The sequence below is a fragment of the Sphingobacterium nematocida genome, assembly GCF_900168125.1.
In the GTDB taxonomy this organism is placed as follows: domain Bacteria; phylum Bacteroidota; class Bacteroidia; order Sphingobacteriales; family Sphingobacteriaceae; genus Sphingobacterium; species Sphingobacterium nematocida.
Map to the genome: position 1 here is coordinate 86,807 of NZ_FUZF01000017.1, position 21,223 is coordinate 108,029.

Here is a 21,223-nt window from a genome sequence, read left to right on the forward strand (position 1 = left end):
CTATTCCTAAATTATTATATGCGTATACTAGTCTTTCTATTTTTAAGTGTATTTACCTCTGTTGCCCTTATCGCACAAGAAAAAAAAACAATAAGCGGTTATGTTAAAGATGCCTCGTCGGGAGAGCTTCTGATCGGTGCCGCGATACAAGTTAAAGATCAAAATCTAACAGCTTCTACTAATAGCTACGGCTATTTTTCTATGGATATAACGGAAAAGGAAGTGGAGTTAATTATTTCATTTGTAGGTTATAAACCATTGCTTTCTAAAGTTAATACTTTCGAAACCAAACGACTTTCTTTTGAACTGGAACCTCTAGACAATATATTGGAGGAGGTCGTGATTTCAGGAAGAAAGAGAAACGATAATGTAACCAATGCGCAAATGGGAGCTCTAAATTTCACTATGGAAGAGGTGAAAAATGTTCCTGTGTTATTTGGTGAACGTGATATCCTAAAGACGATACAAATGTTACCTGGAGTGGCAAAAGGAGGGGAAGGATCTTCCAATTTTTATGTAAGAGGTGGCGGCGGTGACCAGAATTTGATTCTCTTGGACGAGGCTACGGTATATAATGCATCACATTTGATGGGTTTTTTCTCGACATTTAATTCGGATGCTATTAAGGATGTTGCGTTATACAAAGGGGGCATACCAGCTCAATATGGAGGAAGAGCTTCCTCTGTACTCGATATACGCATGCTAGATGGTAATAATAAGAAGTTTGCAGCTGAGGGTGGTTTAGGATTGATCGCTTCACGATTGAAATTAGAGGGACCTATTGTTAAAGATAAAAGTTCATTTATGATCTCTGGTAGGCGTACTTATGCTGATTTATTTCTGAAGCTATCCAATGACGAGACGGTAAAAAAGAGTAAGCTATACTTTTACGACCTCAATGCAAAAATCAATTATAGGTTTAATGATAAAAATACGCTGTACCTATCTGGATACTTTGGGAAGGATGATTTGGGATATGGTGACTTATTTAGCTTTGATTGGGGGAATGCTACAGCAACTGCTAGATGGAACCATGTTTTTAACGAAAAACTATTCAGTAATACGACCTTAATCTATAGTGATTTTACCTATAATGTAAATGTCTCGAATGACGAGAGCGATTTTAAAATTGCCTCAAAAATAGAGAATGTTAAACTTAAACAGGATTTTTCGTATTATCGGAATAATCTCAATACGTTCCGTTTTGGAGTAAATGTATTGCGTCAGAAAATATCACCAGCAAGTCTAAACGCTACTAATAACTCCTCCGTTAATACGCTTGAGATAGAAAAACGAAATGGTATAGAATTGGCTGCTTACGGCTCTCATGAATGGAAACCTTTAGATTGGTTGTCCGTGATTTATGGAATTAGATTGACTGACTTCATGGTGCAAGGCCCGGGTACATTCTATACATTTGATGAAGATGGTCAAGCTATTGATAGTCAAATGTATGGGAGTTCTGTGATAAAGCATCATTTTAATATTGAACCTCGATTGTCTATGTCGTTCATTCTGAATGCACAAAATAGTATCAAGGGATCGTTTAATCGCGTCACGCAGAATCTGCATCAACTTACAAATACGACATCTTCACTACCTACAGATCAGTTTGTGTTGAGTAGTGTAAATATAAAACCGCAATATGCAGATCAAGTAGCCTTGGGTTATTTTAGGAACTTTGCAGATAATCGTTATGAACTATCGGTAGAATCGTATTACAAGTTCATGGGCAACCAGATCGACTTCAGAAACGGCGCCGACCTACAGGCAAATAAATTTTTGGAGGGAGAGCTACTGTTTGGACAAGGACGGTCCTATGGTATCGAATGGCTTTTAAGAAAAACAAAAGGGCGATTTAATGGTTGGATAAGCTATACACTGGGAAAAAGTGAAAGGCAATTTGACCAAATCAATGAGGGCAATTGGTTTAATGCCCGGCAGGATAGGACACACGATGTATCCCTGGTGGCTATGTATGAGTTAACTAAAAAGTGGAGTTTAGCTGCTAATTTTGTCTATTATACGGGAAATGCCATAACATTTCCGAGTGGTAAATATAGTGTAAATGGAAACACGATGTTTTATTATACGGAGAGAAATGGTTATCGTATGCCCGACTATCATCGATTAGATATTTCGGCTACGTACGAACCCAAACCAGTACATAAGCGCTTTCACTCGAGTTGGTCATTTGGTGTCTATAATGTCTATAATAGAAAAAACGCCTATATCATTGATTTTAGAGAAAACGAAAATAATGCAAATGTTACGGAGGCCTATCGGATAGCACTCTTTGGGGCTATTCCATCAGTTACCTGGAACTTTAAATTTTAAAGATGAGACTATTTAGATTCAACCTATTAATTGCCCTAGCCCTTACGCTTGTATCATGTGAGGACTTAATAGATATCGATTTAAACAAAGCCAATCCGAAAATTGTGATTGAAGCAGACTTAAATAATCTAAGCTCTGATCAAGTAATCTGGTTGTCTGAAACTGTAGATTTTGATTCGCCTGTGGCCAGTCAACCAGTCATTGGGGCAGCTGTTGTGGTGAAGGATAGCCAGGGAAGGGAGTTTATTTTTGAAGATCAGGGGGATGGGGCATACCGGAGAAAAAACTTTAAACCAAAAGAAGAGTTAACATATCATCTGACAGTTGATGTCAAGGGACAAGTGTTCTTATCTTCAACGAAGATGACGTCTTTCGTATCTATAGACTCATTGGCGATAAAGGAGGAAACTATATTTAATGATATATATTATTCAGTTGTGTTAAAATTTGAGGATACAAAAGATGTACCTAACTACTACAAATATGATATCTCGGTAAATGGATCCTCGTTCAAATTCGCTAGTAGCTTTAGCGATAAGTTTAACGATGGCCTTTATGTATCGCACAATATCGCGGATAGAGATAACTCATTGGCTTTGGGGGATTCTGTTATTGTACGTCGGCAGTGCGTAGCCAAAGAGGTGTATACGTATTGGAATCAAGTGCAGATGTTGAATCCAGGTAGTGCAGCTCCAGCAAATCCAACATCGAACATTTCAAATGGGGCATTAGGGTTCTTCAGTGTAAGTAGTGCTAAAGATTACGGTGTTAAGATCGTGCAGATAACGGATTAAAGAATATCAAAAGTATATCCTAGCTGTGAGAAATGCTGGATCATTTTAGGTAGAACATATTGAACGCGAGGAATAGCTTTTAAGTTGTCGTGAAAAACTAGAATGGAACCATTTTTTGTATACTTTAAGACATTGGCGTAACAGGCCTCTGGACTAAGGTTAAGGTCGAAGTCTCCAGATAAAACATCCCAGTAAATCAACTCAAAATCCTTGCGCAATAATTTTATTTGTGACCTCTTTGCACGAGCGTAAGGAGGTCTAAAGAGATTGGAGCGTGTATACTGTTGACATAGCTTAACATTCTCAATATAAGCACTATCTGTAGTATCCCAGCCTTTGAGGTGATTAAAAGTGTGGTTACCAATACGGTGCCCTTCATTGAGCAGTCTTTGAAAGATCTCAGGATGCTTAATTATGTTCTCACCTACACAGAAAAATGTTGCCCTTATCTTATGCTGCTTTAAAACGTCTAAAATCCAGGGCGTAATTTCTGGAATAGGACCGTCGTCAAAAGTAAGATATATCTTTTTGTCCATCCGGGATCTATTCCAAGTGACACCAGGATATATCCAACGAAGAAAAAAAGGAGCATTGATAAAATACATTTCAGAATCCCGTATTAATTTCCCAAATTTAAGTAAACATTATTAACCTGTGTATCTAAAATAGAAAAAGAGATCTATCTGTGATAATCTTATGAAAGGACTATTTCGTTATTTTGAACTGTCTTTGGCCGAACAAAGAGGATTTATTGCGCTCATTATAATTGTGCTATGCTCTTTATCTGTACCATACCTATATGATGCAATCCGAAAGGAAGAGTTATTGGAACATGAGGTTATTATATTTAAAGAGTCGGATCAGGACGACAAAAGACATCATAGGCTGAGCAATGGTAAGAACCGTGACGTGTACCCAAAGGAAATCGATATGGCCGAATTCGACCCCAATGGGTTATCTGTTCAGCAGTGGAATACTTTGGGATTATCAGTGAAGCAGGCGCAGGTGATAAAAAATTTTGAAGCAAAAGGTGGACGGTTTAGGAAGAAAGAAGACTTAGCTCGGATATACTCTATTTCGGATGCTGATTATAGAAGACTATCACCGTATATCAGGATCAATTCGATAGAAGGTAGAGAGGAAAGCCGTTATGTTCAGGAGCAGAACGTTGGCTTCAGTAAAAATGAGAAAAGTGTGCATCTAACGAAAGAAATAAAAGAGAGCTCAATCGATATCGAAAAAGCCGATAGCGCGGAGTGGGTCGTATTGAAAGGAATAGGTCCAGTCTTGGCCAATAGGATTATCAAGTATAGGAATGCATTGGGCGGTTTTACAGATATTGACCAAATCGCTGAAGTATACGGGCTACCTCCTGAAACCTATGCATTGATTAAAGACAAGCTATATCTTCAGGAAGGAACAGTAAAGAAAATAAATGTTAATAAAGCGAATGCAGCGGAGTTGTCAAGACATCCTTATATATCGAGAAAGCAGGCGCAGTGGATAACAAATTATAGGGAACAGCACGGTTTTTATAAAAACTTGAAAAGTTTAGAGACTATTGAGCTCTTGAATCAGGAATTTTTACGTAAAATTGGACCTTACTTAGAGTTTTAAAATTGATATGCTAGAATCAAAACTAAAAGATATTGTTCGAGATATTCCAGATTTTCCGAGTCCCGGTATTTTATTTAAAGATATTACCCCAATATTGAAAGATTCGAATCTCTGCTCGGAGATTGTTGAAGAATTTGTACAAAGACTACATGGGGTAGATATCGATGTAATCGCTGGTGTAGAGAGTAGAGGGTTTCTCTTTGGATTAATGCTTGCTAACAAATTAGGGGTTCCGTTTGTACCCATACGTAAACAGGGGCGTCTCCCATACAAAACCGTGTCTGAGTCTTACAAGTTGGAATATGGGCAGGCAACGATCGAGGTACATGAAGATGCATTCGAAAGCGGCGCAAAGGTATTAATACATGATGATTTATTGGCAACAGGTGGCACAGTAGTGGCTACCGCCAAGCTAATTGAAAAACTAGGCGGAGAAGTTGCAGGTTTCTCGTTTATAATAAGCTTAGATTTTTTAAAGGGAGAGGGGCGATTGTCTCGCTTTAGCGATCGTGTTATTTCTTTGGTTAGGTATTAGGATTATTCGTTCTATTTTATATTTTTACGTCTTAAAAATAATATATTTTATATGGAATGGATTACTGATCCACAAATTTGGATTTCTTTCTTAACATTGACTGTCTTGGAAATTGTTCTGGGTATAGACAATATCGTTTTTATTTCAATCCAAAGTGCTAAGCTGCCGCTTGAACAACAAAAAAAAGCGAGACAAATAGGACTTTTGCTTGCTTTGGTAATGCGGGTGTTGTTGCTATTCTCTATCAAATGGGTGATGGGCTTAACGGCTCCCCTTGTCAATTTTGCAGACTGGTTTAACATAACTAATGAAAAATATGCGCGTTATCTTGTGTTATCTGGGCGGGACTTAATTCTTTTTACAGGTGGTTTGTTCCTGATTTATAAAAGTACAACTGAAATTCATCATAAAGTGGAAGGGCATACAGAAGCTTCTAGTGTCGGTAAAAAGGTCGTTTCTTTTGCATCTATCATTATGCAGATACTTATCTTAGACTTGGTTTTTTCACTAGATTCGGTGATTACAGCTGTGGGAATGGTCGATCAGATCGGCGTGATGATCGCTTCGGTAATTGTAGCTGTAGGAATCATGCTGATATCAGCAGAATCTATAAGCCGGTTTGTGAATGATCATCCGTCTGTGAAAATGTTAGCTTTGGCTTTTTTACTTTTGATAGGTGTATCATTGACGGCGGAGGCGTTCGACCAACACATTCCTAAAGGATACATCTATTTTGCCATGGCTTTTTCTGTTCTGGTAGAGTATCTTAATTTGAGAGCTCAGAAGAAAGCTGCATCTAAACATAAATAACCAGTAGGTTTTATAATGTAGAAAAGGCGTTCTCATTCAAAATGAGAACGCCTTTTGCGTTTTTTTATAAAAAAGTATAAAGCCTCGTCAATTGTTACTCAATTGTACCTTTTATTTGGTAGTGATGGCTTCCTAATGTTTTAACGGCTTGTATTTTATCAATCGTATAACTTTCACCTTTTATATACTCTAAATTTTCCTCTGTATTATAGAGAAGGTTTTTTGTTACCTTATTAATTGTAAAAATAGAAGGGACTCCATTATGATAAACAATTTTTACGGATGATAGGTCTAAAGCAGAGTCCGTAAAACTATAAGTTACAGTATTGCCGATACTGTCTTTTTGATATGCACCACGATAGGCCGCTTTGTTAAGGTCAATAGACGTAAAATTAGCAAGTTCTTTTTGCCAGTCAGCAATAATAAGTTGTTTCGTTTCGGATATACTATCTTTTTTGACAACCTTCGTAACCTTAGGTTTTGTTGAATTTAGTAATTCAATTTCATTTCGAAAAAAAGAAGGTATATCAAACTCAATACCAGTTGATTGGTGCACGCTATTAGAAGCAGAATTGCAGGATGAAGCAACAACAGCAGTAAGACACAGTATGCTTACTACCGTTGCATTTCTTCTTATATCGTATAGTTTGCTAGTATACCAAAACATCTCCGGTCATTTCTTTAGGAATATTCAACCCCATAAGCTTCAGTATTGTGGGTGCAATATCACCTAATTTTCCATCTTTGATATGCTTATAATCTTCATCAATCAATATACACGGAACTAAGTTTGTTGTATGGGCTGTATTTGGAGAACCATCTTCATTGAGCATAAATTCAGAGTTGCCATGATCTGCTAAAATGATAAACGAATATCCATAGGCTAAACCAGCTTCTACCACTTGCTGTGTACATCTGTCTACAGTTTCGACAGCTTTGACCACAGCATCAAATACACCTGTATGCCCCACCATATCGGGATTAGCAAAATTAAGACAAATGAAATCAGGTTGATTGTCTCTAATATCATCTGTGATTGCTTGGGTAATGGCAACAGCACTCATCTCAGGCTGAAGATCGTAGGTGGCTACTTTGGGTGAGGGAATTAAAAGTCTTCTCTCATTTTCAAACTCAGCTTCTTGTCCGCCTGAAAAGAAAAAAGTTACGTGAGGATATTTTTCGGTTTCAGCTATTCGCACTTGAGTCTTTCCTTGTATAGCCAACGTTTCACCCAGTGTTTTAGAAAGATTATCTTTTTGAAATACTACGTTGATGTTTTTGAAAGTTTCATCATAGGCAGTCAGGGTGACATAGTGTAGATCTAATGGGTGCATACCGTATTCTGGAAAAGCTTCTTGGGTGAGAGCAATGGTGATCTCGCGACCTCGGTCTGTCCGGAAATTAAAACAGATCACAGCATCCCCATCAGCTATAGTAGCTATCGGCACATTAGACTCATCAACAACGACAATAGGTTTAACAAACTCATCGGTAATTCCTTCCTTATAGGATGATTGTATGCTAGCTACAACATCTGTTGAAGGTATCCCTATACCCTTAGTCAGTAAGTTGTAGGCTCGCTGAACGCGCTCCCAACGATTATCCCTATCCATAGCGTAGTATCTACCAATAGCAGAAGCTACCTTTCCACAAGAATGTGTCAAGTGATTTTGAAGGTCTTGTAAATAGGAGACTCCTCCATTTGGATCAGTATCTCTACCATCCATAAAGGCGTGAATGAAAACCTGATCATTATGTAATCCAAAGGTTTTTGCCGAATCACATAATGCCTTTAGATGATCGATATGAGCATGTACACCACCATCAGACAATAAACCGATGAAATGTACCTTCTTGTTGTTCTTTTGAGCATAACTGAAAGCGCTTTGAATCGTTTGATCACGGTTGAAATCTCCGTCGCGAGCTGCTTTATTGATACGACCTAATTCTTGATAAACCACCCTACCAGCACCAAGGTTCATATGACCGACCTCTGAATTTCCCATTTGTCCTTGAGGAAGTCCTACGGATTCGCCTGAAGCCTCTAGTCTAGAATTGGGATAGGCAGCTAATAGTTTGTCAAGAAAAGGTTTTTGAGCCGCTAAGACAGCATTTGAATTATCTTCTTTACCATACCCTAATCCATCCAGGATGAGTAAGGCTACTTTTTTTTGATTTAAATTGTCCACATACAAATATAATGATTTTAAAAGATAAAATTTTCACTACACTCGGTTTAAAAAGCATATTTGTGGCATACTTTTAGCTAGTTAATTGCCATTTTAAACCGCATTATGCTACTTTACCTATTTGTATGTTACGATGACTAGAAACTTGATTTTCCTTGCCACTTCGTTTATCTTTCTTTTAAGCTCTTTTCAAATTACTGATATTAGCAACAATATAAGCCAGGGCTTAAAGGCCAATAATGCTAAGGCCATCGCCAAATACTTTTCATCTTCTATTAGTCTTTCGATTGATAAGGAAGAACAGGTGGTAACCCGATTCCAGGGAGAATTACTTTTAGCCGATTTTTTTAGACAATACAAAGTGACTGAAGTTAAACGCTTGACTGCTTCAGGTGGTAACCAATCGAACCGCTATTTCATATATAATGTGAAGACTGCAAAGAGAAATTTTCGAGTTCTAGTGAAAGTCATTGAGTTGAAGGGTGCTGCATCCATATCTGAGCTAAGGATAGAATGATTTTGGAAGGGTTAATAAACAATAATTTTTTAGAATAAATTTATTTTATTCATCTTAGCTTATTATTTGAAACAAATTAAATGGATCAAGAGTACAAGAAAGAGCTTAGTTTTTTTGTTCAACAGGCTTTGAGGGAAGACGTTAGGGATGGAGATCACACCTCTTTAGCGGCTCTTCCTGTAGATAAATTGGGTGAGGCTAAATTGCTGGTTAAAGAAAATGGGATACTAGCGGGAGTTGAAGTTGGGGTTGAAATACTGAAACAGGTAGATTCTACGCTACAAATTGAAGTTTTTATTAAGGATGGTGAAAGAGTGCGTGTGGGAGATATAGTGTTGGTTACAAAAGGCAAGATTCATTCTATCCTTAAAGCAGAACGCTTAGTGCTTAACGTCATGCAAAGGATGTCGGGAATAGCTACTAGAACTGCAGAGTATGTTAAGGAATTAAATGGAACTAACGCTCGGGTATTGGACACTCGAAAGACAACTCCATTACTTCGCTTTTTAGAAAAGAAAGCAGTTGTTATTGGGGGAGGGGTGAATCATCGCTTTGGCCTGTACGATATGATTTTGATCAAGGATAATCATGTAGATTACGCAGGAAGTGTTCCTTCTGCAGTGACTAATGCTCTAAAATATAAGAAAGAAAAGGGAATTGATATACCAATTGAGGTAGAGGTACGGAATTTTGAAGAGCTTGAAGAATTGATAAAATGCAACGGAGTGGAACGTGTGATGTTTGACAATTTTACGCCGGACAATGTGAAGAAAGCAGTGGAATTGGTAAATGGTAAGATGACGACAGAGGCTTCCGGAGGAATTACATTAGAGACAATACATAGCTATGCGGTGACTGGTGTAGACTTTATATCAGTTGGAGCGTTGACTCATTCGGTTAAGAGCTTAGATTTGAGTCTTAAAGCCAAACTTATTTAATTGGAATTGATGATTTCTATTTATTTAGTAAGTATCGTAATTCTTGCCTATCTATTTGGATCAATACCAACTGCTGTTTGGTTTGGACAAGCATTTTATGGAGTGGATGTTAGGGAATATGGGAGTGGGAATGCTGGAGCCACCAATACTTTTCGTGTGTTGGGCAAAAAGGCGGGAGCAATCGTGATGTTTGTCGACATTTTTAAGGGGTGGACTGCAACGAATCTACCTTACCTTTTGGATTCAACCATCGTGGGGGATTATCGATCGCCGCATTTTGTCAATTTTCAGCTAGCGTTGGGAGTAATAGCTGTTTTGGGGCATTTGTTCCCGTTATTCGCGGGCTTCAGAGGTGGAAAAGGAGTTGCGACATTATTTGGTATGATATTGGCCATCCATTGGCCGGCTGCGCTATGTTGTGTGTCCGTATTTATTTTATGTCTATTGATTACCCATTACGTATCGTTGAGCTCAATTTCTGCTGGCTTTACCTTTCCGATAACATTAGCTTTAATATTTAAGACAACAGTACCCTCGATCATGCTTTACGCCATTGCGATATGTGCGTTAATATTAATTACGCACCAAAAAAATATAGAGCGGCTGCTGAAAGGACACGAGTCCAAGATTTATCTATTTAAAAAAAGACGAAGCGATTAATGTTTTAGGCATAGGAATTGTTGATTATTTCTTGTTTATGGCTAAGCCATCGTTGGTAAAAAATATTTTGATGAAAAAATTATTTAAATATACAGCTATAGTGTTAATGGCGGGAGTTGTCGCCGGCTGTGCAACCTCAGCTATTACAGGTAGAAAGTACCTTAAATTGGTGGATAGTAGCGCTATTAATGATCAAGCTGCGTTGGCTTATAAGGAGTTTTTGTCTAATTCAAGTACAAAAGTAATTACAGGTACAAGCAATGCAACGGCTGTAAAGCGCGTCGGAAATAATATTGCTGCTGCAACGATGAGATTCCTTAAAGAAAGAGGTATTGCTGATCGGTATAATTTTAATTGGGAGTTTAATCTAATTCAAAATGACGAAGTAAATGCTTGGTGTATGCCTGGCGGTAAGGTAGCTGTTTTTACAGGAATCTTGCCATTTACAGGTACAGATGCTGGATTGGCAACCATAATGGGACACGAGATTGCACATGCTATCGAAGAGCATTCGGTCGCTCAGGTCTCTAATCAGATCGCAATGCAAGGAGTAGGGCAAATTATAGGTGTAGCATCACAGACTACTAACAATAAATGGATTGATGCTCTTAATCTTACTTATGGTATCGGCGCCCCAATAGGAATGTTGAAGTTTTCGAGAGAAGATGAGCTCGCAGCTGATAAGGCAGGACTTATCATCATGGCAATGGCGGGTTATGATCCCAATGCGGCTGTCAAATTTTGGGAACGAATGGCTAGCGCTAAGTCTGGAAATCAACCTGCTGAATGGTTGAGTACACACCCTAATGACGCGAGAAGAATAACGCAATTGCAGAATTTAATACCTGAAGCTATGAAGTATTACAAAAAATAAAGCTTTGTAATTTGTTAGGATATATGCAAACAGCAGCCCTTGGGTTGCTGTTTTCTTTTTATAGAAATTGTATCTTTGCGCAGAGTAGTTAAAAACACATTTTATGTCAACAAAACAAGAAAAGATAGCAAATTTTGATCCATCTCAACCTGGCCTGGCAGATGCAAGTATTTATGGATTACCGTTTTCGGCGGAGGAGAGTGAAATTATTATTGTCTCCGTACCGTGGGAGGTGACTGTGAGTTACGGAGCGGGAGCATCGGATGGCCCAGCTGCCATATTTGATGCGTCTTTTCAAGTTGATTTATTGCACCAGGATTTTCCTGAGTTGTGGAAATTAGGAATTTATTTGGATGAAGGGCCCGCACATTGGAAAGCAAATAGTGATTTATACAAAGCGATGGCGCAACCGATCATAGAGGCCCTTGAAGAAGGAAAGAGCCTTGAACACCTTCCTGAACTAAAAGCCGATTTAGATAAAATAAATGAAGCTTCTAGATTGTTGAATAGCGAATTAAAGGAGCGAGTATCATCATGGATAGATAAAGGTAAGCGAGTGATCCTATTGGGAGGAGACCATTCTACTCCATACGGTTATTATGAGGCATTAGCTGCCACTTATGGTCAGTTTGGAATACTTCATTTCGATGCACATATGGACTTACGTATAGCTTATGAGGGGTTTACTTACTCCCATGCTTCCATTATGTATAATACAATACAGCTGCCAGAAGTGACCAAACTCGTTCAGATGGGTATCCGTGATTTTTGCGAGCAAGAAGTAGAAGTTGTCAAGTCTTCAGAAAAAGTAAAAGTCTTTACAGACGCCGATTTGAAAAAAGAGCAATTTGAAGGAAAGACCTGGAAAGATCAGGTGGATGAAGCTATTGCTTTATTACCTAAAAATGTCGCTGTAAGCTTTGATATAGATGCTTTATATCAGTGGTATTGTCCAAATACTGGGACTCCTGTACCGGGAGGGCTATCGTATGAACAAGCAGTTTATGCTTTAAATCGGTTGGCAGAATCTGACAAGAAAATAATAGGAATGGATATTGTCGAAGTAGCCCCAGGTGAGGATGAATGGGATGGAAACGTTGGAGCCCGCTTATTGTTTCATATGTGCGGGGTATTAGCCAAGAACAATGGCTTGAACGTTGGGGATAAAGTCATATTTTAGCCTTTTATGGGGATTTACTTTTGATTTTATTATCTTTAGGCGGATTTTAAGGATATTATCAATTATTGTTAAAATTCAGAATCTTAAATCGAAAAATTAATAATATTTCAACAGAAACTATGTCTTCTAAGATTATTTACACTAAAACAGATGAGGCGCCATTATTGGCTACTTATTCATTTTTGCCTATTGTACAAGCATTTGCAAAAACTGCTGATATTGACGTTGAATTGAGAGATATTTCATTGGCTGGACGTATTCTTGCTAATTTCAATTCATATTTGAAGCCAGAGCAACAGACAGCTGATGCTTTAGCTGAATTGGGACAGTTAGCAACTACACCAGACGCAAATATTATTAAACTTCCAAATATTTCTGCTTCTATACCTCAATTGAAAGCTGCTATTGTAGAATTACAGCAAGCAGGTTATGCTATTCCTAATTATCCGGATAACCCGTCCAATGATGAGGAAGAGAAAATCAAAGCTAGTTATGCGAAGGTATTAGGTTCTGCAGTGAATCCGGTATTGAGAGAAGGTAACTCCGACCGTAGAGCCCCTAAAGCTGTAAAGAATTATGCAAAAGCAAATCCGCATAGAATGGGAACTTGGGCATCAGATAGCAAAACGAAAGTAGCATCTATGACCGAAGGAGATTTTTATGCTACCGAACAATCTGTGACGATAGAAAAAGATTCTCAGTTCAAAATCGAGTTTGTAGCTGCAGATGGTTCCGTAAAAGAATTAAAAGGATTAGCGCCTTTGAAAGCAGGTGAAGTTATTGACTCATCTGTAATGAATGTAGCAAAATTGAAAGATTTTGTTGCGGCTACTATTGCTGAAGCAAAAGAAGCTGGTGTTTTGTTGTCAGCACATTTGAAAGCAACAATGATGAAGGTCTCTGATCCTATCATCTTTGGTGCAATTGTAGAAGTTTATTTTAAAGATGTATTTGTCAAGTATGGCGAGTTGTTTGCTTCTTTAGGCATCAATAAGAATAACGGTCTAGGTGAAGTATTCGCTAAGATAAGCGGCAATGAAAAAGAAGCAGAAGTTAAAGCTGCTATTGAGGCAGCTATCGCCAATGGTCCTGATTTAGCTATGGTAAATTCAGATAAAGGTATCACAAACCTTCACGTGCCTTCTGATGTGATCGTCGATGCTTCTATGCCAGCGATGATACGTATAGGTGGAAAAATGTGGGATAAAGCTGGTGCTGAACGTGATACTATAGCTATGATCCCTGATCGTTCGTATGCGGGTGTTTATGAAGCTGTGATAGAAGACTGTAAAGAGAATGGTGCTCTGGATCCAAAAACAATGGGTTCTGTGCCAAACGTAGGTTTGATGGCGCAAAAAGCAGAGGAGTATGGTTCTCACGATAAAACGTTCCAAGCGTCGGCAAAGGGAACTATCCGTGTTGTAGATGCAAATGGTGAGGTATATATGAGTCAAGCTGTTGAGATTGGCGATATCTTCCGTATGTGTCAGACAAAAGATGCTCCTATTCAAGATTGGGTTAAATTAGCAGTTAATCGTGCTCGTTTGTCGGCTACCCCGGCCGTATTCTGGTTGGATGAAGCTCGTGCGCACGATAGAGAAATCATTAAGAAAGTAGAGAAATATCTAGGTGATTTCGATACAAATGGCCTAGATATATTTGTTATGTCACCAATAGAAGCAACAAGGTTCTCTTTAGATCGTATTCGCGAAGGTGAAGATACAATTTCGGTAACAGGTAACGTGTTGCGTGATTACCTAACAGATTTATTTCCAATTTTGGAAGTCGGAACATCGGCTAAAATGCTATCTATCGTTCCTTTAATGAATGGTGGTGGTTTATTTGAGACCGGTGCCGGTGGCTCTGCGCCAAAGCATGTCGAACAATTTTTGGAAGAAGGCTATTTACGTTGGGATTCTCTAGGTGAATTTCTTGCTTTACAAGCTTCTTTTGAGCATCTTGCTCAAACACAGGGTAATAGCAAGGCTCAAGTTTTAGCGGATGCTTTGGATGAGGCGAATGCTTTGTTCTTAGCTAACGATAAGTCTCCTGCACGTAAGGTAGGACAGTTGGATAATAGGGGCTCTCACTTTTATTTAACGTTATATTGGGCACAGGAATTAGCAAAGCAAACCAAGGATGCCGACTTAGCTGCGAAATTCACGGTTTTAGCAGATACCTTAGCTAAAGGTGAGGCAAAGATCAACGAAGAATTGATAGCGGCTCAGGGCAAAGCACAAAACATTGGCGGATATTATTATCCTAATGATGTTTTAGCTACTGAAGCAATGCGTCCTTCAGCTACGTTAAATGGTGCGATTACAGCTCTTTAATAAGCTATTAAAATAAGAAAGCGGCTCTGTTGATAATGACAGAGCCGCTTTTTACGTTAAACCTAAAAAATAAGCCCTAGCCTTTAGACTAGAGCTTAATCAATAGAAAATATAAAAACTAATTGAAATTGATGATAAAATCTTCTAGATTGACCCTCACTTTTTTGAGATTTACTAACCAATCGTTAGATTCGTCTCTGTAACCCAAAGCAAGTATAGTAACTGATTTTAACCCCAATTTATCTAAGCCTAAAAGCTCATCTAGTTGGTCATTTACAAAGCCCTCCATTGGAGTTGCATCGACACGTTGTTCAGCCGCAGCAGCTATTGCCATTCCAAACCCAATATAGGCCTGTCTTGCAGCGTGAGCAAAATGCTGCTCTCTTGTTTGCTTTGCAAACATATCAAATAGTGTATTTTTATAGGCATCAGAGGTACCTGTTGGTAGCCCTCGTTCAGATTCCTGCTGGTTGAAAACGGCATCTACACGTTCTTTAGTATACTCATCGTATGCTGCAAAAATCAATATGTGTGATGCATCTACTATCTGTGTCTGTCCAAAAGCGATAGGCTGAATCTTCGCTTTAAGTTCAGCATTTGTAACTTGAATCACTTTAAAAGGTTGAAGTCCAGATGAAGTTGGCGCTAATCTAGCTGCTTCAAGAATGTAATCAACTTTCTCTTGTGCTACTGGAGTACCGTTCATTTTTTTTGTGGCATATCTCCAGGATAAATCTTGCAATAAGCTCATTGTTTATTTGTTGTTTTTTAATGTAAATATAAATCCCTCTACTGCATCTACCAAAGTGGCGGTTGGTTGAGGTGAAATTGTGTTATTCGATAATAGTGCAATAGCAACAAAACCATGAAGCGTAGACCAAAAGGTTTTTAGTTTTAAGATTTTGTCTGCTATATTGTTGTCAGATTCTTGGAGAATCTGTTCTATAGTATGAAGCATGTAGTTCGAAGTCTCCTGCATCTCAATAGAGCTGTTAATAGACTCACAGGCCGGAATACCCAAACCAAACATTATTCGATAATGTTGACTATGTGTTGATGCAAATTTCCAGTATGTATACGCTATCATTTGCAGCCTATTCGTGGCATCAGATTCATTTTTAATAGCGTTAGCAATTTCCGTTGATAGTATTTTAAAACCTTCTCTAGAAAAGTATTCAATAATTGCTTCTTTGTTTTCAAAGTGTTTATAGATGACAGGAACACTGTATTCGATGGCATCTGCTATTTTTCGAACAGACAGAGCTTGCCATCCTTCATCCATTATAATCTTCCAGGATTGCGTGATGATTTTATTTCTTAACTCTAGTATTTCCCGGTCTCTTCTTGTTACTGTATTCATGTGTTTGAACAATTAGTTAACACTGTTAGCAAAAGTAACACTGATTTTTTGTTTTATCAAGAAGTATATATTTTTAGACTTTTTATTGACAAAAATAACTCTTGTATTTTCCCTATCTTTAGTCAAAACTTAGTAGAAATGCAGCAACGAAAAATATCCTTAATCTTAGGTAGCGGTGGAGCGAGAGGTATTTCTCAGATAGGAGCGATACAGTGGCTTGTCGAACAAGGACTCGAAATAGATGAAGTCGTGGGCTGTTCAATAGGGTCTTTGGTTGGGGCCGCTTTTGCCGGAGGGAAGGTAAATGATTTGGGAGATTGGATGAGTAAACTAACCAAGCGTGAGGTTTTTAGGTTGATGGATTTCTCTGATCCTCGCTTTGGTTTTTTGAAAGGCAGTAAAGTAATGAGAACCCTTCAAGAGGTTTTTGAAGATGTTGATATTGAGAATTTACCTATAAGATATACTGCTGTAGCTACGGACCTCGCGAGTGAACAGGAAGTAGTTTTTCGAACTGGCAGTATTTATTCCGCTATTCGAGCTTCCATAGCTATACCTGCTGTTTTCCAGGGAATACACCATGAGAATCAGTTTCTAGTAGATGGAGGGGTACTAAACCCAGTTCCTGTAAATCATGTGCAGAATGCTGATAATATTAAAATTGTAATCAATTTGGATGGCGTGCCGCACGCCACAAATCTAAAGGTGTATAGCAAACTCAATGCTATTGGGATATTACAGGAATCTTATATGGCTATGCGTCGTCGGCTCTGCATGCTTAGTATGCAGCTTTATAGACCTGATTATATCATTAATGTACCTAGCGATGTTTCTGGAGTATGGGATTTTGACAGGTCATCTGATTTGATAAAAGTAGGATACCAACTAGCCAAAGACACTCTTTCCGAACATCTAGATACGATTAAGAAGAGCTAGAATTTTTATTTCTAGCTCTTCTTAAAATGAGTTAAAGCATTGCTTTACGTACAGTGATAGCATTTTTGTGTGCATGCAACCCTTCCAATTCTGCTAATGTTTCTACAACAGAGCCAATCTGTTGGAGACCTTGTTCATTTATTTGTTGAAAAGTAATTTTTTTGACAAAAGAATCTGCAGAAACCCCCGAATAGGATCGAGCATATCCAGAGGTGGGCAATGTATGATTCGTTCCAGAAGCATAGTCACCTGCACTTTCAGGAGTTAAATGTCCTAAAAAGACAGATCCAGCATTAAGTATTAGAGGAGAGATAGACTGCCATGAATCCGTTTCTAATATAAGGTGCTCAGGGGCATATTGGTTGGAAAAACTTATTGCTTGCTTTAAATCAGAGGTTAGAATCGCAAAAGAATTGGTTATAGCTGCACTCGCGGTCTCCTTACGAGGTAATACTTGGATTTGAGTAAGTAATTCTTTATTGACTTCTTCAATAAGATTATCGGATGTAGACACTAATACTGCTTGACTGTCTGAACCATGCTCGGCTTGGGCTAATAAATCAGCGGCAACGTAAGCAGGATTTGCCGTTTCATCTGCTATAATAAGAACCTCTGACGGGCCCGCTGGCATATCTATGCTAACGTTAGTTTGAGCCTGTATTATACTTTTTGCTTTGGTAACAAATTGATTTCCTGGGCCAAATATCTTGTCAACTTTAGGGATGGTTTCTGTGCCAAACGCCATTGCCGCAATAGCTTGAGCTCCACCAACAAGGTATATGCGCTCTATCTTCAAGAGAGTGAGGCAGAAAGCAACAAAACCGTTGATTTTTCCTGTCTTTTGGGGGGGGGAGCAAACTACAATTTCTTTACAGCCTGCTATTCTTGCTGGCACGCCTAACATGAGGAGGGTAGAGGGTAAGACGGCCGATCCCCCAGGTATATACAACCCCACTCGTTCGATAGGACGGACCTCGCGCCAACATTTGACCCCAGGCATCGTTTCTGTGACCCTTTCTCTTTTCAGCTGTGTACTATGAAATCGGTGTATGTTTTGAAAAGCAATTTCCAAAGCTCGTTGTTGATCCCTAGTGATTGTAAGAGCCAATTCTTCTATTTCATCCTTGTCGAGGTATATCTGTTCTAAATTAACCTGATCAAACTTTGATGCATAGGTTTTTAAGGCGATATCTCCATCTTTTTTAACCTGATCAATTATTTCAATGACCGTTTCTTGAATTGCATTATTTGGATCCGTATTGCGTAAAACCAATTGTTCTACATCAGTTGGTAATAGTTTTTCGTAATTATATACTTTAAGCATTATAAAATAATTTTTTCGATCGGCATAACAACTATTCCTTGCGCGCCAACCGACTTTAATTTATTAATTTTTCCCCAAAAGTCATCTTCAGAAATCACAGTGTGTACAGCAAACCAGTTTTCTTCAGCTAAAGGAACAACAGTAGGACTTTTTACACCCTGAAGAAGTTCGGTTACTTTTGATAGATTAGTTTTTTCAACATTTAAAACGACATATTTAGTTTCTTTTGCACGGAGTACTGATCGTATGCGTTGTAGTAACTCACACAAGATCTCGTTCTCTTCCAGGCCTTCACGTGCTATCAATATGGCTTCCGATTTACGCACATCAGCAAATGATTTTAATCCGTTGCTTTTTAGTGTACCACCGGTCGATACGATATCGCAGATTGCATCACTCAGCCCTAGGCCTGGAGCGATTTCTACGGAACCGGAAATTGTTTGAATATCGGCGTTTATTTTATATTCTTCAAGAAAATTCTTTAGAATAACAGGGTAGGAGGTTGCGATTGATTTACCGTTGAGGTCTTTTAAATCGGAGATTTTAGAGTCTCTTGGGATAGCGAGTTTTAATGTGCATTTACCAAATCCAAGACGCTGTAAATAAGCTACATTAGATTCTGTTTCGTCGATTACATTCTCACCTACAATACCAAGGTCAGCAATACCTTCTTCGACATATCCAGGGATATCATCATCTCTCAAAAACAATATTTCTAGGTTAAAATTAGAAACAGAAGTAATCAGAGAGCTTTTATAGTTCTCAAAATCGAGACCACAGTTTTTTAGAAGTTGAACGGATTTTTCATTTAATCTACCCGATTTTTGGATAGCTATTTTTAGATTTTTCAAAACGAATTGTTTAGGTGTAGTAAAAACTATTATTAATTACAAAAAATGAAATCGGAGGAGGATGCTTCACGTAGAAACACATAACATTACATATCGCCAAACTGGCGATGATGCATATGAATGTGATGTGAAAGCAATGTTATCATTTATTAATAATAATTATCCAAATTTATAGTTTTGTTAGAGCATTTGCAAACTTTTTTTTCTTAAGATAAAAATTAAACAATCGTTTGCAATAATATTGTCGGCTTGATATTTCTATTATCACTTTTTTGTTACGTTCCATTGAGAATTTTATCTCTTATTTTAGACATTGTTATAAGTATCAATTATGAAAAAAATTCTATTTGCAGCAGTTGCTCTAAATCTATTTACATCTGGCTTAAACGCACAGACGACATCCGATTTAAAGACAATTAGTAACAGCTTGTCCATTTTTAGCGACCCGCTGGCTACAGTTTTAAAAACTGGAATTAAGACAGACGAAGTCAATAAGATATCGGACCCTGTTATAAAAGATGTCGCCTTACAGCTAATGAAAGGAACATATGATAATAAGTATAAGGTTAACACCTATAATGCACTACTTTCTCCAACAACATTAGGAAAAGATCTTAGTATCGGAGATGGCTATAGTAAGTATGAAAATATTACCGGCATCTACCTACCATTAGGCAAACATGTCGTCTTAGTAGAAGGAATTGATAAAGAAAAAGATGTAAAGTTGGTCGTTCCTAATTGGGAGAGGAAAGCTCCAAACCCAGATGAGCCAACTAAGGATCCGAAAGGATGGGGAATAGAGAAGCAGACATTCAAATTGCAAAATGGCATCAATATCATTGACCTAAAGAACTATGGAAGTTTGGCTTATATCGATTATTTCTCAGAAACGCCTTCAAAAGAAAGACCTATCAAAGTTCACTTTATCACAGGAAAGGTGAATGGTTATTTCGACATTAAAAAGAATAGCAATTCTGATTGGAATAAGTTGGTTGACAATGCGGTTTTTCCAATAATGGATGGCATTGGAGAGCATATACAGATCGCTTATCCTGTCGAAGCAATTAAAAAGTATGCTTACGGAAAAGGAGTGGAGCTGATTAGCAACTACGATTCTCTCGTGTATCGACAACACCGAATAATGGGATTAATTAAATACGGAAAAGTGCCTCAAAATAAAATTTTGTCACGAGTCAATTATAATTACTACATGTTTAGAGATGGAGACGGTGTAGCGTACATGGGTGACAAGAAGGGGTATGCAATGAACCTTGTTGTGGATCCTAGTCGAGTTGTAAAAGGGGATCCCTGTTGGGGATTTAGCCATGAAGTAGGGCATGTGCACCAGACACGCCCTATGTTTAACTGGGGAGGTTTAGGAGAAGTGAGTAATAATTTGTTTTCATTGTATGTAACGCGTTCTTTTGATAATCCGACACGGGTCTCAGAACAAGGTAATTACAAGACAGCAAAAGAAAAGATAATTGACGGGAAAATCTCATTTCTTCAGGATCCTGATGTCTTTAATAGATTAGTTCCATTTTGGCAACTGCAATTATATTTTGAGGGAGCTGGAAAAAATCCTGACTTTTATCCGGATTTGTTTCAAGCTTTTCGTAATCAAGCCAATAGTAAGGGAAATCTTAACCAAGTTAAAAATACAAATTGGGCGCAGGAACGTATGCAAGGCGAGAGAAATCCAGCTGTTCATCAGCTGAATTTCGTTAAAACAGCTTGTGAGGTTTCTAAGGTCGATTTAACTGATTTTTTTGACAAGTATGGTTTTTTCTATGTTGGAGAGTTTGAAATGGACGATTATGGAAAATATAAGTATAAAATGACAGCAGACATGGTGGATGTGTGTAAGAAAGAAATAAAGAAAATGGGACTAAAAAAACCAGTGCTAGACATTACGACATTAGCCGACTAAGTATACACGCTGGTAAAGCTTTTTGTAAAATCCCAAGC

The 21,223-nt window shown here is 38.1% G+C and carries 20 protein-coding genes; 13 read left to right on the forward strand and 7 right to left on the reverse strand.

Annotation, left to right across the window (positions count from 1 at the left end; all coding sequences use genetic code 11):
* Positions 1-18 precede the first annotated feature (18 nt).
* The gene (locus B5X76_RS16670) at positions 19-2,337 is read left to right on the forward strand and encodes a TonB-dependent receptor (protein WP_079644859.1); all 2,319 of its coding nucleotides are present in this window, start codon (positions 19-21) and stop codon (positions 2,335-2,337) included.
* A gap of 2 nt (positions 2,338-2,339) precedes the next feature.
* Entirely contained in the window at positions 2,340-3,131 is a 792-nt protein-coding gene (locus tag B5X76_RS16675; protein WP_079644860.1) for a DUF4249 family protein, read from the forward strand.
* Here B5X76_RS16675 and B5X76_RS16680 read toward each other — a convergent pair.
* A complete protein-coding gene (locus B5X76_RS16680; protein ID WP_079644862.1) occupies positions 3,128-3,736 on the reverse strand; it encodes a polysaccharide deacetylase family protein in 609 nt (202 codons plus the stop codon). The genes B5X76_RS16675 and B5X76_RS16680 overlap by 4 nt on opposite strands.
* A 91-nt stretch (positions 3,737-3,827) precedes the next feature.
* Between B5X76_RS16680 and B5X76_RS16685 the strand changes: the two genes are divergently transcribed.
* The 3 genes from B5X76_RS16685 to B5X76_RS16695 are packed head-to-tail and all read left to right on the forward strand — an operon-like array spanning position 3,828 to position 6,093.
* Positions 3,828-4,748 carry a ComEA family DNA-binding protein gene (locus tag B5X76_RS16685; protein WP_079644864.1) on the forward strand — a complete coding sequence of 307 codons (921 nt, stop codon included), beginning with the start codon at positions 3,828-3,830 and terminating at the stop codon, positions 4,746-4,748.
* A 7-nt stretch (positions 4,749-4,755) separates the two neighbouring features.
* The gene (locus tag B5X76_RS16690) at positions 4,756-5,283 is read left to right on the forward strand and encodes an adenine phosphoribosyltransferase (protein ID WP_079644866.1); all 528 of its coding nucleotides are present in this window, start codon (positions 4,756-4,758) and stop codon (positions 5,281-5,283) included.
* Positions 5,284-5,334: 51 nt separating this feature from the next.
* Complete coding sequence (locus B5X76_RS16695; protein WP_079644868.1) at positions 5,335-6,093, forward strand: TerC family protein; 759 nt, start codon at positions 5,335-5,337, stop codon at positions 6,091-6,093.
* Between the two features lie 94 nt (positions 6,094-6,187).
* Here B5X76_RS16695 and B5X76_RS16700 read toward each other — a convergent pair whose 3' ends face one another.
* Positions 6,188-6,760, reverse strand: a complete 573-nt coding sequence (locus tag B5X76_RS16700) for a hypothetical protein (RefSeq protein ID WP_079644870.1) — start codon at positions 6,758-6,760, stop codon at positions 6,188-6,190.
* Positions 6,744-8,282, reverse strand: a complete 1,539-nt coding sequence (gene gpmI / locus B5X76_RS16705) for a 2,3-bisphosphoglycerate-independent phosphoglycerate mutase (protein WP_079644871.1) — start codon at positions 8,280-8,282, stop codon at positions 6,744-6,746. The genes B5X76_RS16700 and gpmI overlap by 17 nt, the downstream gene beginning before the upstream one ends.
* A 133-nt stretch (positions 8,283-8,415) precedes the next feature.
* Between gpmI and B5X76_RS16710 the strand changes: the two genes are divergently transcribed.
* The 6 genes from B5X76_RS16710 to B5X76_RS16735 all read left to right on the forward strand — a co-directional run bounded on the left by B5X76_RS16710 (position 8,416) and on the right by B5X76_RS16735 (position 14,784).
* Positions 8,416-8,799 (forward strand): DUF4783 domain-containing protein, encoded by a 384-nt coding sequence (locus tag B5X76_RS16710; RefSeq protein ID WP_079644872.1) that lies wholly within the window; start codon positions 8,416-8,418, stop codon positions 8,797-8,799.
* A gap of 80 nt (positions 8,800-8,879) precedes the next feature.
* Positions 8,880-9,737 (forward strand): carboxylating nicotinate-nucleotide diphosphorylase, encoded by an 858-nt coding sequence (gene nadC / locus B5X76_RS16715; RefSeq protein ID WP_079644874.1) that lies wholly within the window; start codon positions 8,880-8,882, stop codon positions 9,735-9,737.
* A 9-nt stretch (positions 9,738-9,746) separates the two neighbouring features.
* Positions 9,747-10,397 (forward strand): glycerol-3-phosphate 1-O-acyltransferase PlsY, encoded by a 651-nt coding sequence (gene plsY / locus B5X76_RS16720; protein WP_079644875.1) that lies wholly within the window; start codon positions 9,747-9,749, stop codon positions 10,395-10,397.
* 70 nt (positions 10,398-10,467) lie between these two features.
* Positions 10,468-11,271 (forward strand): M48 family metallopeptidase, encoded by an 804-nt coding sequence (locus B5X76_RS16725; RefSeq protein ID WP_079644933.1) that lies wholly within the window; start codon positions 10,468-10,470, stop codon positions 11,269-11,271.
* A gap of 103 nt (positions 11,272-11,374) precedes the next feature.
* Positions 11,375-12,451: an agmatinase family protein gene (locus tag B5X76_RS16730; RefSeq protein WP_079644877.1), complete on the forward strand. Its 1,077-nt coding sequence runs from the start codon at positions 11,375-11,377 to the stop codon at positions 12,449-12,451.
* 119 nt (positions 12,452-12,570) lie between these two features.
* On the forward strand, positions 12,571-14,784 hold the full coding sequence (locus B5X76_RS16735) for an NADP-dependent isocitrate dehydrogenase (protein ID WP_079644879.1): 2,214 nt from the start codon (positions 12,571-12,573) through the stop codon (positions 14,782-14,784).
* A gap of 118 nt (positions 14,785-14,902) precedes the next feature.
* Here the strand turns inward: B5X76_RS16735 and B5X76_RS16740 are convergent, their stop codons facing one another.
* Positions 14,903-15,535, reverse strand: a complete 633-nt coding sequence (locus B5X76_RS16740) for a nitroreductase family protein (protein ID WP_079644881.1) — start codon at positions 15,533-15,535, stop codon at positions 14,903-14,905.
* Between the two features lie 3 nt (positions 15,536-15,538).
* Positions 15,539-16,144 (reverse strand): TetR/AcrR family transcriptional regulator, encoded by a 606-nt coding sequence (locus B5X76_RS16745; protein ID WP_079644883.1) that lies wholly within the window; start codon positions 16,142-16,144, stop codon positions 15,539-15,541.
* Between the two features lie 138 nt (positions 16,145-16,282).
* Between B5X76_RS16745 and B5X76_RS16750 the strand changes: the two genes are divergently transcribed.
* On the forward strand, positions 16,283-17,080 hold the full coding sequence (locus B5X76_RS16750) for a patatin-like phospholipase family protein (RefSeq protein ID WP_139375366.1): 798 nt from the start codon (positions 16,283-16,285) through the stop codon (positions 17,078-17,080).
* 31 nt (positions 17,081-17,111) lie between these two features.
* Here B5X76_RS16750 and hisD read toward each other — a convergent pair whose 3' ends face one another.
* The gene (gene hisD, locus B5X76_RS16755) at positions 17,112-18,404 is read right to left on the reverse strand and encodes a histidinol dehydrogenase (RefSeq protein ID WP_079644887.1); all 1,293 of its coding nucleotides are present in this window, start codon (positions 18,402-18,404) and stop codon (positions 17,112-17,114) included.
* Entirely contained in the window at positions 18,404-19,255 is an 852-nt protein-coding gene (gene hisG, locus B5X76_RS16760) for an ATP phosphoribosyltransferase (protein ID WP_079644889.1), read from the reverse strand. Before hisG ends, hisD begins: the two co-directional genes overlap by 1 nt.
* A 331-nt stretch (positions 19,256-19,586) precedes the next feature.
* Between hisG and B5X76_RS16765 the strand changes: the two genes are divergently transcribed.
* A complete protein-coding gene (locus B5X76_RS16765) occupies positions 19,587-21,185 on the forward strand; it encodes a M60 family metallopeptidase (protein ID WP_079644891.1) in 1,599 nt (532 codons plus the stop codon).
* Positions 21,186-21,223: the final 38 nt, after the last annotated feature.